General features: G+C 74.7%; 13 protein-coding genes. 8 read left to right on the forward strand and 5 right to left on the reverse strand.

Annotated elements, in window-relative coordinates; all coding sequences use genetic code 11:
• Window positions 1–113: 113 nt before the first annotated feature.
• The 4 genes from O7599_RS34815 (at window position 114) to O7599_RS34830 (ending at window position 4,995) form a co-directional block, all read left to right on the forward strand.
• On the forward strand, window positions 114–1,616 hold the full coding sequence (locus O7599_RS34815; protein WP_281619589.1) for an SLC13 family permease: 1,503 nt from the start codon (window positions 114–116) through the stop codon (window positions 1,614–1,616).
• Window positions 1,613–2,962, forward strand: coding sequence for a four-carbon acid sugar kinase family protein (locus tag O7599_RS34820; RefSeq protein ID WP_281619590.1), 1,350 nt, complete (start codon window positions 1,613–1,615; stop codon window positions 2,960–2,962). Before O7599_RS34815 ends, O7599_RS34820 begins: the two co-directional genes overlap by 4 nt.
• A 132-nt stretch (window positions 2,963–3,094) precedes the next feature.
• Window positions 3,095–4,132, forward strand: coding sequence for a 4-hydroxythreonine-4-phosphate dehydrogenase PdxA (gene pdxA, locus O7599_RS34825; protein WP_281619591.1), 1,038 nt, complete (start codon window positions 3,095–3,097; stop codon window positions 4,130–4,132).
• Window positions 4,133–4,203: 71 nt separating this feature from the next.
• Window positions 4,204–4,995 (forward strand): DeoR/GlpR family DNA-binding transcription regulator, encoded by a 792-nt coding sequence (locus O7599_RS34830; RefSeq protein WP_281619592.1) that lies wholly within the window; start codon window positions 4,204–4,206, stop codon window positions 4,993–4,995.
• A gap of 59 nt (window positions 4,996–5,054) precedes the next feature.
• Here O7599_RS34830 and xylB read toward each other — a convergent pair whose 3' ends face one another.
• Window positions 5,055–6,476 carry a xylulokinase gene (gene xylB / locus O7599_RS34835; RefSeq protein ID WP_281619593.1) on the reverse strand — a complete coding sequence of 474 codons (1,422 nt, stop codon included), beginning with the start codon at window positions 6,474–6,476 and terminating at the stop codon, window positions 5,055–5,057.
• A gap of 102 nt (window positions 6,477–6,578) precedes the next feature.
• Here xylB and xylA point away from each other — a divergent pair, with 102 nt between their 5' ends.
• The 3 genes from xylA (at window position 6,579) to O7599_RS34850 (ending at window position 9,317) form a co-directional block, all read left to right on the forward strand.
• Window positions 6,579–7,742 carry a xylose isomerase gene (gene xylA / locus O7599_RS34840; protein ID WP_281619594.1) on the forward strand — a complete coding sequence of 388 codons (1,164 nt, stop codon included), beginning with the start codon at window positions 6,579–6,581 and terminating at the stop codon, window positions 7,740–7,742.
• A 157-nt stretch (window positions 7,743–7,899) separates the two neighbouring features.
• Window positions 7,900–8,349 carry a hypothetical protein gene (locus O7599_RS34845; RefSeq protein WP_281619595.1) on the forward strand — a complete coding sequence of 150 codons (450 nt, stop codon included), beginning with the start codon at window positions 7,900–7,902 and terminating at the stop codon, window positions 8,347–8,349.
• 65 nt (window positions 8,350–8,414) lie between these two features.
• On the forward strand, window positions 8,415–9,317 hold the full coding sequence (locus O7599_RS34850; protein WP_281619596.1) for a hypothetical protein: 903 nt from the start codon (window positions 8,415–8,417) through the stop codon (window positions 9,315–9,317).
• Window positions 9,318–9,353: 36 nt separating this feature from the next.
• Here the strand turns inward: O7599_RS34850 and O7599_RS34855 are convergent, their stop codons facing one another.
• The 4 genes from O7599_RS34855 to O7599_RS34870 all read right to left on the reverse strand — a co-directional run bounded on the left by O7599_RS34855 (window position 9,354) and on the right by O7599_RS34870 (window position 13,103).
• Window positions 9,354–10,142 carry an amino acid ABC transporter ATP-binding protein gene (locus O7599_RS34855; RefSeq protein ID WP_281619597.1) on the reverse strand — a complete coding sequence of 263 codons (789 nt, stop codon included), beginning with the start codon at window positions 10,140–10,142 and terminating at the stop codon, window positions 9,354–9,356.
• Complete coding sequence (locus tag O7599_RS34860) at window positions 10,139–10,918, reverse strand: amino acid ABC transporter permease (RefSeq protein WP_281623641.1); 780 nt, start codon at window positions 10,916–10,918, stop codon at window positions 10,139–10,141. The genes O7599_RS34855 and O7599_RS34860 overlap by 4 nt, the downstream gene beginning before the upstream one ends.
• Window positions 10,919–10,950: 32 nt before the next feature.
• Window positions 10,951–11,745, reverse strand: a complete 795-nt coding sequence (locus tag O7599_RS34865) for a basic amino acid ABC transporter substrate-binding protein (protein ID WP_281619598.1) — start codon at window positions 11,743–11,745, stop codon at window positions 10,951–10,953.
• A 131-nt stretch (window positions 11,746–11,876) separates the two neighbouring features.
• The gene (locus tag O7599_RS34870) at window positions 11,877–13,103 is read right to left on the reverse strand and encodes a citrate synthase family protein (RefSeq protein ID WP_281619599.1); all 1,227 of its coding nucleotides are present in this window, start codon (window positions 13,101–13,103) and stop codon (window positions 11,877–11,879) included.
• Between the two features lie 94 nt (window positions 13,104–13,197).
• Between O7599_RS34870 and O7599_RS34875 the strand changes: the two genes are divergently transcribed.
• Window positions 13,198–14,361 (forward strand): citrate synthase/methylcitrate synthase, encoded by a 1,164-nt coding sequence (locus O7599_RS34875; RefSeq protein ID WP_281619600.1) that lies wholly within the window; start codon window positions 13,198–13,200, stop codon window positions 14,359–14,361.
• The last annotated feature ends 80 nt before the right edge of the window (window positions 14,362–14,441 follow it).

A 14,441-nucleotide genomic window follows, 5' to 3' on the forward strand; every position in this document is an offset into this window, starting at 1 on the left:
TAGTTGCGCGGACTGCGCAGAAAATCTTGGAAGACTGCTTGTTTCGCGCAGGTTGCGCGTGCATGATGTGCCTGTCCGAACGGACGTCCCCAGCAAAGTCGGAGGAGATCGGCGTGGATCTTCAGCTCTTGGCGGCGCTCGTGCTCGGTATCGCCACGATCATCGTCATCGTGCTGCGCACCAGGCTCGACGCCTTCGTCGCACTGCTCGTCGCCTCACTGGTGACCGGCTTCGTCGCGGGTGCGCCCGCGACGGACATCCTCGATTCGATCACCGCCGGCTTCGGCACGACGCTCGGATCCATCGGCATCGTGATCGGCCTGGGCGTGGGCCTGGGCAAGATCCTCGAGGTCTCGGGCGCCGCGGACGCGCTGGCCAGGGCGTTCGTCCGGGCGTTCGGCAAGGGCCGGGAGCCGTGGGCGATGGGCACGACCGGCGCGGTCGTCTCGATCCCCGTCTTCTGCGACTCCGGCTACGTGATCATGAACCCGCTCGCCCGCTCCATAGCCCGCGTGAAGCGCGCCGGGTACGTGACGCTCGCGCTCGCGCTGGGCTGCGGCATGACGCTCACGCACCACCTGGTGCCGCCGACGCCCGGCCCGCTGGGCGTGGCCGGCATCCTCGACGCGGAGCTGGGCGCGCTGGTGCTCGCGGGCCTGGCCTTCTCCGTCGTGCTCCTGCCCGTCGTGATCGGGTACGCGCGCTGGATCGGGCCGAAGCTGGAGAGCGAGGTCTCCGACGAGGTCCGCGAGGCCGTCTACGGCAAGGCCGCGGTCACCGCCGGCGTGGGCGCGGGCCCGGGCTCCGCGGGGGCACCCGCCGACCCGTCCACGGGCGGTGACGGCGCCGAAGACCCGGAGCCGGAGCCGGAGCGCGACCCGGCCGCCGCCCTCGGCACCCCGCCGCCCGGCGCCAAGCCGCACCGGATGAGCCCCGGCCTGGCCGTGCTGCCGCTGCTGGTGCCGCTGCTGCTCATCGTCGCCAACACCGTGGCGTCCGCCATCGACCAGAGCAACCAGGGCGCGGTCGGCTCCGACGACTACGAGCCCTCGGCCCTGCCGAAGGCCCTGGCCTTCATCGGCAGCCCCGTCGTGGCCCTCCTGATCGGCATCGTGCTCGCCGTCTACGTGCTGCTGCCCCGCTGGACGACCCGTACCCAGGTCAGCGGCTGGCTCTCCGAGGCCGCCGCCTCGGCGGGGCTCATCATCCTCATCACCGGCGCGGGCGGAGCGCTCGGCCAGGTCCTGCGCGACACCGGCGTGGGCGACGAACTGGCCGAGGCCATCTCGTCCTGGAACCTGCCGGGTGTGCTGGTCCCGTTCCTCATAGCCTCGCTGGTGCGGGTGGCGCAGGGCTCCGGCACGGTGGCGATGATCACCGCCGCGTCCGTCACCGCACCGCTCGTCGACGGTCTCGGGATCTCCGCGCTCCTGGCCGCACTGGCCTGCTGCGCCGGCTCGATGGTCTTCAGCTACTTCAACGACTCCTACTTCTGGGTCGTCACCCGCTTCACCGGTCTCGACGGGATCGCGGCCATCCGCGGCTGGTCCGGCATCACCACGGCCGTGTGGCTCGGCTCGCTGCCGCTGCTGCTGATCGCGAGCACGTTCATATGAGCGGGTCGGCGGGCGCGCGTCCGGGCGGCAGGCGAGCGGCCGTGCTGGTGGCCGCGGACGACCTGACGGGTGCGAACGCCACGGCGGCGGGCTTCGCCCGGGCCGGGCTGCGCGCCGTCACCGTCGGCGCCGACCAGGGTCCGGACGTCCTCGCCGGGCTCGCGGAGCGGTTCGACGCCGTGGTGGTCAGCACCGACAGCCGCCACTGCCCGCCCGCCGAGGCGGCGCGCCGGGTGGCCGGTGCCGTACGCGCCGGCTGGCCGGCCGAACTGGTCGGCAACCGCGTCGACTCCACCCTCCGCGGCAACGTCGGAGCCTCCACCGCGGCCCTGCTGGAGGCTGTGCGCGCGGCCTCCGGCCGGCGGGCCGTGGCCCTGTGCGCGCCGGCCCACCCCGAGGCGGGCAGGCACACCGTGCAGGGCACCCAACTGCTCGACGGCGTAAGGCTGGAGGAGACCGAGCTGGCCCGCGACCCGCGCTCCCCGGTGCCCACCTCGGACGTCGCGGAGCTGCTGCGCCGCCAGGCGGACCTGCGGATCGCCCGCGTGCCGCTGTCGGTGGTGACCGCCGAGACCGGGACGCTCCAGGCCCGTCTGGACAAGGCGGTCGCCGAAGGCGCAGAGGTGATCGTCGCCGACGCGCTGACCGTGGAGCACCTGGAGCGCACGGCCGCGGCGGCCGTCGCCGCCGGCGGCGACGAGATCGTGTGGACCGGCGTCGACTCCGGGCCCGGCTCGGTGGCGCTGGCCCGCGCGCTCGGCATCACCGGCCGCGCCGCCGGCGCTCCGGTGCTGGCGGTCTCCGGCTCCGCCACGGCGCTGACCCGCACCCAGCTCGCCCGGCTGCGGGCCGCCGGGCCGGTGCGCGTCGTACGCCCCGTCACCGCGCCCGGCTCCCCCGTCCCCGAGCCCGCCGCCACCGCCGGGGCGCTGGCGGCGGAGCTGGCCGCCGCGGGCCCCGGCGAGGTCGTGCTGCTCGCGACGGTGCTCGACGAGGCCGACGTCGTCGCGCTCGACCCGGCGGACGCGGCGCGGCTGCCGGCGGAGCTGGCCCGCACGGTCCGTACCGCCCTCGAACGACAGCCCATCGACGGCCTCTTCGCCACCGGCGGGGACGTCTCCGCGGCCCTGTTCGCCGCGTTGGGCGCGGCCGGGCTCGACGTCGAGGAGGAACTGGAGCCGCTGGCGGTCGCCGGCAGCTTCGTCGGCGGCGACTGGGCCGGGCTGCCGGTCGTCACCAAGGGCGGCCTGATCGGGGACGCGGACACCACCGTCGCCTGCGTCGCCCACCTGCGCCGGGCGGCGGCCGCCGCCCGGCGGCACGTTCCGGCCGCCGGTAGACGTTGAACGGCTGAACACGTGAACCGAACCGCTGAACCGTGAACCCGTGAACACCCACCGGCCCAGGGAGTTCGGGCCGACCGCACCGCACCGGACGGCGAGCGCACCGCGCCGCCGCACCACGAGGAGGAACCACCGATGACCCGTCCCGTCCTCGCCGTGACCCTCGGCGACCCCGTCGGGATCGGCCCGGAGATCACGGCGCGCACCCTCGCCGAGGTCGCCGGGCAGACCGGGCACCACGGCATCGCCGTCGGCGACGCCGAGGCGCTGCGCCGCGGCGCCCGCGCCGCCGGCCTGGACGCCGAGGTGCGCGCGGTGAGCGGCTTCGACGCCGAGCCCGCGGGCCCCGGCGTCATCGACGTCTTCGACACCGGCGAACTCGGCGCCGACGTACCGGAGTGGGGCAGGGTCGACGCGCGCGCGGGCCGCGCCGCCGTCACCGCCATCGAGGTCGCCACCCGCGCCGCGCTCGACGGCCAGGTCTCCGGGATCGTCACCGGTCCCATCAACAAGGAGGCCATCTGGAAGGCCGGCTCGAAGCACCTCGGCCACACCGAGATGCTCGGCGAGCTGACCGGGGTGACCCGCCAGGACACCATGTTCGTCGTGCGCAACACCGCGGCCGAAGGCCATCACCTGCGCATCTTCTTCACCACCCGGCACGTCGCGCTGCGCACCGCGCTCGACCAGATCACCGCGGAGCGCGTCGGCAAGTCGATCCGCGAGGCCGTCACCGCGCTCAAGGTCTTCGGCACCGAGTCGCCCCGCCTGGCCGTCGCCGCGATCAACCCGCACGGCGGCGAGAACGGCGCGTTCGGCGACGAGGAGATCGTGCACCTCGCCCCCGCCGTCGAGGCGGCCCGCGCCGAGGGCCTGGACGTCAGCGGCCCCGTCCCCGCCGACTCGGTCTTCCACCAGGGCCTGGTCGGCCGCTACGACGGGGTCCTGTCCCACTTCCACGACCAGGGCCACATCCCCGCCAAGACCTACGACTTCGACGGCACCATCTCCGTCACCGTCGGGCTGCCGATCCTGCGCACGTCCGTCGACCACGGGACGGCCTTCGACATCGCGGGCACCGGCCGCGCCGATCACGGCACAATGCTCTCGGCGTATCTCGCGGGCGTGGACTACAGCCCGTTCGCGGAGCGGATCCGCCGGACGTACGGCTGACCCACCCCGCCCGCCGCGGGACCCGCCGCGGCGGGTCCCGCGGCGGGCGGACACGACAGACGGAGGCACGTGTGGCCCACCCGACGGCGCGACGCGGCACGCGCGAGCGGCACGAAGCGATGCTGCGGCTGCTCCGCGAAGGCACCACGCAGGTGGAGGAGCTGGCCGCGGCCCTCGCCGTGTCGCCGTCGACCGTACGGCGCGACCTGGGCCGGCTCACCGAGGGCGGCCGGGTGACGCGCACCTACGGCGGCGCCGTGGTGCCCGAGGCGTTCCCCGAGCGGCCGGTGGGCGAGAGCGCGCTGGTACGGCTGCACGCGAAGGCCGCGATCGCGGAGGCGGCGCTCGCGCTGGTGCCGGCCGGCGGCGCGGTGTTCGTCGACGCGGGCACCACGTGCGCGGCGCTCGCCCGCCAGTTGCTCGACGCCGACGCGCACGCCGGCGGCAGCGTCGTCGTCACCCGCGGCCTGGAGACCGCGCAACTGCTCGCCGGGGCCCGGGACATCGACGTGGTGATGCTCGGCGGGAGCGTACGCCCGCTCAGCCACGGCCTGGTCGGCCCGCTCACCGACCTCGCGCTGGACCGGCTGTCGTTCTCGGTGGCGTTCCTCGGCGCGGACGCCGTCGACCCCGAACGCGGGGTCGGCGAGCCGACGCTGGAGGAGACGGCGGTCAAGGAGCGCGTCGCCGCCCGGGCGCACCGCGTCGTGGTCCTCGCCGACGCGACGAAGCTGGCCGTCGACGACGCCCCCGCCTGGACCCGGCTGCACCGGGGCTGGACGCTGGTGACCGACGCCGAGGCGCCCGCGAACCTGGAGGAGCGCTGCGCGGCGGCGGGCGTGACGCTCGTGCGCGCGGGCTGATCCTGCGCGGACCGATCCGTTCTGATCCGGACTGAATGCCGCCCCGGTCCGTATGCCCCTCAGCCCGCCCGGCGCAGCAGCGCGCCCGCGTCCGCGAGGACCGCGCCGATCCGCTCCAGTGTCGCGTCGTCCCGCTCCACCGGCTCGTAGGTGCGCCCCTCCGCCGTGGACCAGCGCCGGGCCACCGCCGCCGGGTCCTCGTCCAGAAGCAGTCCCGTCGCCTGCGCCGCCGCGCCGAGCGCCACCAGCTCCTGCGCCCGCGGCACCTGCACCGCACGGCCGGACAGCCGCCGCACCGTCTCGCGCCACGCCGCGCCCTGCGCTCCGCCGCCGATGAGCAGCAGCGGCGCGTCGGGGTCGGCGTCCGGGCCGGAGACCTCCGCCAGCGCCGTCAGCAGCGCGTGCACCGCGCCGTCGTACGCGGCCTGGAGCACCTGCCCCGGCGTGGTGTCGTGGCGCAGCCCGTGGACGAGACCGGAGGCGTGCGGCAGGTCGGGGGTGCGCTCGCCGTCGAGGAAGGGCAGCACGACGGCGGAGCCGCCGGGCCGCACCTCCTCGCGGTAGCGACCAAGCAGGGCGGCGATCCGGTCCACGGCCTGCGTGCAGTTGAGGGTGCAGGCCAGCGGCAGCCAGTCGCCGCGCGCGTCGGCGAAGCCGGCGACGGTGCCGGTGGGGTCGGCGGGGCGGTGCCCGGAGACGGCGTAGACGGTGCCGGAGGTGCCGAGGCTGAGCACCGGCTGCCCGGGGGCGAGCCCCAGCCCCAGGGCGGCGGCCATGTTGTCGCCGGTGCCGGGGGCGACCAGCGCCCCGCGGGGGACGGGCAGGTCGTCGACGCGGACGGTCCCGGCCGCCTCGCCCGGCCGCAGCACACGCGGCAGCCGGGCGGGGGAGAGGCCGACGTGCTCCAGCGTCGCGGTGTCGTACGTCTCCGTGGCGGCGTCCCACCAGCCGGTGCCCGAGGCGTCGCCGCGGTCGGTGACGGCCTCGCCGGTGAGCCGCTCCGTGAGGTAGTCGTGCGGCAGCCGCACGGCCGCGGTGGCGGCGGCGGAGTCCGGCTCCTCCTCGGTGAGCCAGGCCCACTTGGTGACGGTGAAGGAGGCGACCGGCACGCTGCCGGTGCGCTCCGCCCAGCCCTTCGGCCCGCCCAGCTCCGTGACCAGCCGGTCGCGCTGGGCCGCCGAGCGCACGTCGTTCCAGAGCAGCGCGGGACGCACCGGACGCCCGTCGGCGTCCAGCGTCACCAGCCCGTGCTGCTGCGCGCCGACGGCGATCGCGCCCGCCTCCCGCGCCGGCTCGCCGCAGGCGGCCAGCGCCGTGCCGAGCGCCTCCCACCACTGCTCCGGATCGCTCTCCCGCCGGCCGCCGGCGCTGACGGCGTGCGCGGCCTGGCCGTGCGCCACCACCTGCCCGGTTTCACTGTCGACGACCAGCGCCTTGGTGGACTGCGTCGAGCTGTCGACGCCGATGACGAGGGGCCCCATGCTGTGTCCTCCGCGACTCGTGGGCCGGCTCTTCCCTCCGACCCGGTCGGCATCCTATTTTGTAAAGCGGCCTTACGAAATAGATCCGCCGAAGGAGCCGTCATGTCGTATACCCCGACCCCCGAGGACAAGTTCAGCTTCGGCCTGTGGACCGTCGGCTGGCAGGGCCGCGACCCCTTCGGCGACGCGACCCGCGCGCCGCTCGACCCGGTCGAGAGCGTCCGCCGACTGGCCGAGCTGGGCGCGTACGGCGTCACGTTCCACGACGACGACCTCATCCCCTTCGGCGCCTCCGAGACCGAGCGCGAGTCGCACGTCAAGCGCTTCCGGCAGGCGCTCGACGCCACCGGAATGGCCGTCCCCGCGGCCACCACGAACCTCTTCACCCACCCCGTCTTCAAGGACGGCGCCTTCACCGCCAACGACCGCGACGTCCGCCGCTACGCGCTGCGCAAGACGATCCGCAACATCGACCTGGCGGTGGAGCTGGGAGCGAAGACCTACGTCGCCTGGGGCGGCCGCGAGGGCGCCGAGTCCGGCGCCGCGAAGGACGTGCGCGTCGCGCTCGACCGGATGAAGGAGGCGTTCGACCTCCTCGGCGAGTACGTCACCGGCCAGGGGTACGACCTGCGCTTCGCCATCGAGCCCAAGCCCAACGAGCCGCGCGGCGACATCCTGCTGCCCACGGTCGGCCACGTGCTGGCCTTCATCGAGCGGCTGGAGCGCCCGGAGCTCTACGGCGTCAACCCCGAGGTCGGGCACGAGCAGATGGCCGGGCTCAACTTCCCGCACGGCATCGCCCAGGCGCTGTGGGCGGGCAAGCTGTTCCACATCGACCTCAACGGCCAGAACGGCATCAAGTACGACCAGGACCTGCGCTTCGGCGCAGGCGACGTACGGGCCGCGTTCTGGCTGGTGGACCTGCTGGAGACGGCCGGCTACGCGGGACCGCGCACCTTCGACTTCAAGCCGCCGCGCACCGAGGACACCGACGGCGTGTGGGCCTCGGCTGCGGGCTGCATGCGCAACTACCTCATCCTCAAGGAGCGCGCCGCCGCCTTCCGCGCCGACCCCGCCGTGCAGGAGGCGCTGCGCGCCTCGCGCCTGGACCAGTTGGCGCAGCCCACCGCCGACGACTCCGGCCTCGCCGGGCTGCTCGCCGACCGCGGCGCGTACGAGGACTTCGACCCGGAGGCCGCGGCGCGGCGCGGCATGGCCTTCGAGCACCTCGACCAACTGGCGATGGACCACCTGCTGGGCGTCTGAGCCCCGCGGGGCCGCGGCCCCGCGGCACCGGCCGCGTACGGGGCCGGCACCCCGTACGCGGCCCCCCGGCGCTCTGACCGGCGGCGGAGTGTCGCAAACCTGTCACGACCCCGGCGGAGGCATCCCGTCCGCCGCCGCCGCGGGCAAAGCTGGGGCCATGAGCTACCCGCCGCCCGCAGACGCCCCGCCGCCGGACCACACACCTCCGGCCGGCAGCACGCAGCAATGGCCCGCACCTCCCCCGCCGCCGCCCCCCGGCGGGGATCGGCACCGGAACAAGCTGGTGCTGGCGGTGGCCGCGGCGGTCGTGGTGCTCGCGGGCGGCGTCGGCGTGACGTACGCCGTGCTCAGCGGCGGCGACGACGACGAACCGACGTGCGCCTGCACGCCGCCGCCGAGCGAGAGCCCGTCCGCCGGTCCCGACGACCCCAAGCTCCCCGAGGACATCCCGACCGAACTGCTGCCCAGCGGAATGGACCCGGAGGACATCCCGACGGAACTGCTGCCCAGCGGGCTCGACCCGGAGGACATTCCGACCGAGCTGCTGCCCAGCGGGATGGATCCGGAGGACATCCCGACCGAGCTGCTGCCGGAGGGCGTCTCCTAGGCCGCCGGGGTCCGCCCCCGGTCCGCCGGTCGCCGCGGTGCGTCGCCGCCGTAGGATCGATCACCATGACGACCCGGGCGGAGACCGTACGGCGGGCCGAGCGGCACGAGTTGACGTATCGCGGGCGCCGCCGGCGCTTCCTCTTGCTCCGCCCCGGGCCCGGCACCCGCGCCGGCGCCGACGACGCCGCCGGGCCCGCACCGCTCGTCGTCGACCTGCACCCCAGCGGCCTCGGCCCCTCCGCCCAACTGCGCGGCAGCGGCCTCGGGGAGCTGGCCGCGCACGGCTACGCCGTGGCGGCGCCGCAGGGAGCGCTGCCGTACCGGGGCGGCTGGGCATGGGCGCTGCCCGGGGTGCCGCTGGCGGGGGAGGAGCGGATACGCGACGAGGCCGCCGACGTCGACGACGTCGGCTTCCTCGGCGCGCTGCTCGACACCCTCGACGGCCTGCTCCCGGTCGACCCCGCCCGCCGCCACCTGGCCGGTTTCTCCGGCGGCGCCCGGCTGGCGAGCCACGCCGCCGTCGCCTTCGGCGGCCGGCTCGCGTCGGTCGCCTGCGTCGGCGGCGTCCGCCGGCCGGGCGGTCCCGACGACCCCGCCCCGCCGCTGCTCGCCGTCCACGGCCTGCGCGACGACACCAACCCGTACCGCGGCGCCGCCGGCCCCCGCTGGGACGAGCCCGTGCCCGACGCCGTCGCCCGCTGGGCCACCGCCGCGGGCTGCGCGGCGGAGCCCGTACGGACCGAACCCGCGCCGGGCGTCACGGAGTTCCGCCACCGCGACACCGCGGGGCGCGAGCCCGTCCGCCTCGTCGCCGTCACCTCCCTGGGCCACGCCTGGCCGGGCACCCCCGACCCGCTGCTGGGCGGGCACGGCAGCGGCGGGGACAGCGACGCGTACGACGCCTCGGCGGCCGTACGCCGCTTCTTCGGCGAGTTCGGCGGGACACCGGCCGCGCCCCGAGCCTGACCCCGAGCCGAGCGGCACGGGCGGGGGCAGCCCGCCCTACAGCTCCCCGACCTCCGCCGCCGCCGGGTCGAGCACCCGCGCCAGGAACGTCCGGGTCCGCGCGTGCTGCGGGTTGCCGATCACCTGATCCGGCACCCCCTGCTCCACGATGGCGCCCTCGTCCATGAACACCACCCGGTCCGCCACCTCCCGCGCGAAGCTCATCTCGTGCGTGACCACCAGCATCGTCATGCCGTCGTCCGCGAGGTGCCGCATCACCGCCAGCACGTCGCCGACCAGCTCGGGGTCGAGCGCCGAGGTCGGCTCGTCGAAGAGCATCAGCTCCGGCTCCATCGACAGCGCCCGCGCGATCGCCACCCGCTGCTGCTGCCCGCCGGACAACTGCGCCGGATACGCCTTCTCCTTGTCCGTGAGCCCCACCCGCACCAGGTTGGCCCGCGCCACCTTCTCCGCCTCCGACCTGCTGCGCCCGAGCACGCGCCGCTGCGCGATGGTCAGGTTGTCCAGCGCCGTCAGGTGCGGGAAGAGGTTGAACGACTGGAAGACCATGCCGATCCTGCGCCGTACCCGGTCGATGTCGACGTCCGGGTGGGTGAGTTCCGTGCCGGCCACGGAGATCCGCCCCGCGCTCGGCTCCTCCAGCAGGTTCACGCATCGCAGCAGCGTCGACTTGCCGGAGCCCGAGGGGCCGATGACGCACACCACCTCGCCGGGCGCGACGGTCAGGTCGATGCCGCCGAGCACCTCCAGGTCGCCGAACGACTTGTGCAGCCCCTCGACGCTGATGGCCGGGGCGTCCGCGGCCCCCTTCTCCACGGTGGTCACCTGGCCTTCGCCGCCTTCGCCTCTAGCCGCCGGACGAGGTGCCCGAGGGGGATGGTGATGATGAGGTAGCACAGCCCCGCGACGAGGATCGGCGTCAGGCTCAGGTTGTCGTTGAGCGCGTCGCGCCCGAACTTCGTCAGCTCCTGCTCGTCCACCGTCAGCCCCAGCACGTAGACGAGGGAGGAGTCCTTCGTCAGCAGGATCAGCTCGTTCGTCAGCGGCGGCAGCACGATCCGGAACGCCTGCGGGATGACGATCGTGACCATCGCCCGCGTCTGCGACATGCCCAGCGACCTGGCCGCCTCCACCTGCCCCTTCGGCACGGCCTGGATGCCCGCGCGGATGGTCTCCGCCATGTACGCGGCGCCGACCAGGCCGAGGGCGAGCATCGTGGTGACGAGCAGGTTGATGTTCACCTGGAAGGCCAGCGGCACGCCGTAGCCGAGGGCGATGAACACCAGCAGCGCGGGCACGCCGCGGAAGAGCTCGATGTACCCCGTCGCCAGCCACCGGTTCGGCGGCACGGACGACAGCTTCATCAGCGCCAGCACCAGCCCGAGTCCCAGCCCGAAGACGAAGCCGAGCGTCGTGTACGTGACGGTGTTGACGAGCGCGGTGGTGATGACGTCGGGGAACTGGTCCTGCGCGACGTCGAGGTTGAAGAACGCGTCCTTGACCTCGCCCCAGTCGGCCAGCAGGCCGACCGCGACGGCCGCCGCGAGCAGCGCCCCGTACTGCGCGCCGCGGGCCAGCCTCACCCGCTGACGCCGCGTCAGGGACCTGCCCGCGGGCTGTGTGCCGGGCTCTTTCACTGGGGCGCCTCGCCGAACCACTTCTGGTAGATCTCGTCGTAGGTGCCGTCGTCCTTCGCCTTCGCGAGGACGTCGTCGATCACCTTCAGCAGTTCCTCGTTGTCCTTGCCGACGCCGATGCCGTACTGCTCGCCGGTGTCGAACTCGGTGGAGACCTCGAAGTCCGGGCGGTCCTTGACCCAGTCGTAGAGCACGCCGTTGTCGTTGATCGCCGCCTGGATCTGCCCGCCCTCCAGCGCCTGCAACTGCAGCCCGAGGTCCTCGTAGTCCTTGACCTCGGCGCCCTCCGCGTTCTCCTCCGCGTACATCTGGCCCGTGGTGTCCATCTGCACGCCGAGCCGCTTGCCCTGCAGCGCCTCCAGCGAGTCGAGGCCGGAGCCCTTCTTCGTCGCCAGCGCCTGGGTGGCGTCGAAGTACGGGTCGGAGAAGGCGAACTTCTTCTGCCGCTCCTCCGTGATGGTCATGCCGGCCGCGGACAGGTCGCACTTGTTGGAGGCGAACACCGCGCCGGACTCGATGCCTTCGAAGGGCGTGTCGATGACTTCCTGCTCGACGTCCAGCTCCTTCGCGACGAGATCGATCAGCTCGATGTCGAAGCCGACGATGTCGCCGCTCTTCTTGTCCTTGTACTCGAACGGCTCGTACGGCAGTCCGGTGCAGTTGAGCAGCTTGCCGTCCTCGACGAGCGACACGTCGCCGCTCTGCCCGGACTTCTCGGTGCTGCTGCACCCGGCGAGGAGCAGGGCCGCCGCACCGACGGCTATGAGCGGCAGCGGGGGGCGGTACGACACGATGCCTCCTGGGCAGGTCGGCCTGGGTGAGTGCTGCTGGAATGCGCATCCTGCCACCGGTCTACGCGCGTGTCGCCGCCCGGGTCATTGCGAGCAGGTAACGGCGGTGTTCACATGATCCGTAACGCTCCCTATGGGAGGGGTTGTTCGGGGGGCGGACCGGTGTAACGGCCGCTCGGACGCATGCGCAGGGGGCGCTCGGCGTACTCCTCCAGCGCGTGCGCGATCCAGCCTGCCGTGCGGGCCACGGCGAACACCGTCTCGCCCGCCTCCGCCGGCATGTCCGCGGACACCGACAGCACGGCCAGCGCCAGGTCGACGTTCGGCCGTACGGACACGTGCCGCGCGGTGATCTCGGCGACCTCGCGGGCGGCGGCCAGCGCCGCGGCGGCCCGCGGGATCCGCTCCAGCAGCGCGAACAGCGCCTCGGCGCGCGGGTCCTCGCCCGCGTACAGCCGGTGGCCGAGACCGGGGACGCGGCGCCCGCCGCGCAGGTGGTCGGAGACGACGGCGGCGGCGCTGCCGCGCGCGAGCGCCTCGGCGAGCATCCGGTGCGCGAGGCCGCTCGCGGCGCCGTGCAGCGGGCCGTCGAGGGCGCCGAGTCCGGTGGTGACGACGGCGTACGGGTGCGCGCGGGCTGATGCGGCGACGCGGGTGGCGAGCGTGGAGGCCGCCAGGTCGTGGTCGATGAGCAGGGTGAGGGCGGTGTCCAGGCAGCGTACGAAACCGGCGTCGGGCGGCAGCGCCGTCAGCCGCGCCCACAGCCGGCGGGCCACGGGCGCGGACGGGGCGTGCGCGGGGCCGGCCGGGGGGAGCGCGGTGGCCATGGTGGCGACCAGGCCGCGGGCGGTGGCGCGGACGGCGTCGTCGGCGAGGTCGAAGCGCAGCGGGTCGGCCGCGGCGGCGGCGACCGCGGCGGCGCGCAGCCGGTCGACGGGGCCGGCGTGGGCGGGGAGCGCGGCGACGGCGGCGGTGGCGGCGGCCAGCAGCTCGGGCGGGGCGGTGAAGCGGACGCCGGGGGTGAGCCGGCCGGTCCACAGCCAGTCGGCGACCTCCTCGTAGCCGTACGCGGCGGCCAGCGCGGTGGCGTCGACGCCGCGGAAGAAGTAGCGGTCGCGCTCGATGAGGGTGATGCCCGTGCGGACCGGGGTGCCGGCCGGGGTCTCGGTGTCCTGCGCGACGGCGTGCGGCCGGCGGTGCCGGCGGGCCAGCGCGTCGACCTCCCGGGCGTCGAACCGGCTGCCGCGGCCGCCGGGCGCCTTGCGGCTGCTCAGCAGGCCCCGGCTGACGTAGGCGTAGACCGTCTCGGGCTTCACGCCCAGCCGCTCGGCCGCCTCGCGCGTGCTCAGTTCGTCCACCGGCCTTTTCCTCCGCGTGTTGATCCGATCAAGATTGACAGCCATTGAATCAAGGGTGGACAGTCGAATCAATATCGGAGAGAGGAAAACCGTCATGGCCACACCCCGGGCCGACGCCCCGGCCCCCGCCCCGCGGGGGCTCAGCGGCGTCGTCGTCACCGAGACCCGGCTGGGCGACGTACGCGGACGCGAGGGCTTCTACCACTACCGCCAGTACTCCGCGGTGGACCTCGCCCGCGAGCGCACGTTCGAGGACGTCTGGTACCTGATGTTCGAGGGCGAACTGCCGGACGCCGCGCAGCGCGCCGCGTTCACCGCGCGCACCGCGGAGCTGCGCCACCTGCCGGACGACCTGCGCGACGCGCTGCCGGGCATCGCCCGCTCCAGCGTCCTGGCGGGCCCGCTCGCCGGGCTGCGCACCGCGCTCTCCCAGGCCGGCGCGGCGGCCGGCTTCCGGCCGCTGTACGACCTCACGCCGGCGCGGCGCCACGAGAACGCGCTCGCCGCGTGCGCGATGGTGCCCACGCTGCTGACCGCGCTGCACCGCATCAGCCAGGGGCAGGAGCCGGTCGAGCCGCGCGACGACCTGCCGTACGCGGCCAACTACCTGCACATGCTCACCGGCGAGGAGCCGGACCCCGCCCGCGCGCGGGCGATCGAGGCGTACCTGATCTCCACGGTCGACCACGGCTTCAACGCCTCGACCTTCACCGCCCGGACGATCGCCTCCACCGGCGCGGACCTGGCGGCGTGCCTCGTCGGCGCGGTGGGCGCGCTGTCCGGGCCGCTGCACGGCGGCGCGCCGAGCCGCGCGCTGGACGCGCTCGACGCCATCGGCACGCCGGACCGCATCGACGCGTGGATCCGCGAACGGGTGCTGGCGGGCGAGCGGATCATGGGCTTCGGCCACGCGGTCTACCGCACGGAGGACCCGCGTTCGCGGCTGCTGCGGGGGTTCGCGGAGTCGTTCGGCGGGCCGCTGGTGGAGTTCGCGGTCGAGGTCGAGCGACGGGTGGTGGAGATCCTCGCGGAGCTGAAGCCGGGGCGGGAGCTGCACACGAACGTGGAGTTCTACGCGGGCGTGGTGATGGAGCAGTGCGGGCTGCCGCGGGAGATGTTCACGCCGACGTTCGCGTCGGCGCGCGTGGTGGGCTGGAGCGCGAACGTCCTGGAGCAGGCGGAGGACCCCAAGATCATCCGTCCCGCGGCCCGCTACGTGGGCCCGCCTCCGCCGCAGCCGATCCCGGCGGTGGCCTGAGGTCCGGTCCCGCCCTCGGCCCGGCTCTCCGGCCCCGCCCTCCGGTCCCGGACCGGGCCGGGCCGGAGGGCGGGCGAGGG

This window comes from Streptomyces sp. WMMC500, assembly GCF_027497195.1.
GTDB lineage: Bacteria > Actinomycetota > Actinomycetes > Streptomycetales > Streptomycetaceae > Streptomyces.

What these genes read in the sequence shown, in the direction of transcription:
- O7599_RS34820 (WP_281619590.1), top strand. Translation starts at nt 1,613, where the DNA reads ATGAGCGGGTCGGCGGGCGCGCGTCCGGGCGGCAGGCGAGCGGCCGTG.
- pdxA (WP_281619591.1), top strand. Translation starts at nt 3,095, where the DNA reads ATGACCCGTCCCGTCCTCGCCGTGACCCTCGGCGACCCCGTCGGGATC.
- xylB (WP_281619593.1), bottom strand. Translation starts at nt 6,476, where the DNA reads ATGGGGCCCCTCGTCATCGGCGTCGACAGCTCGACGCAGTCCACCAAG.
- xylA (WP_281619594.1), top strand. Translation starts at nt 6,579, where the DNA reads ATGTCGTATACCCCGACCCCCGAGGACAAGTTCAGCTTCGGCCTGTGG.
- O7599_RS34845 (WP_281619595.1), top strand. Translation starts at nt 7,900, where the DNA reads ATGAGCTACCCGCCGCCCGCAGACGCCCCGCCGCCGGACCACACACCT.
- O7599_RS34850 (WP_281619596.1), top strand. Translation starts at nt 8,415, where the DNA reads ATGACGACCCGGGCGGAGACCGTACGGCGGGCCGAGCGGCACGAGTTG.
- O7599_RS34875 (WP_281619600.1), top strand. Translation starts at nt 13,198, where the DNA reads ATGGCCACACCCCGGGCCGACGCCCCGGCCCCCGCCCCGCGGGGGCTC.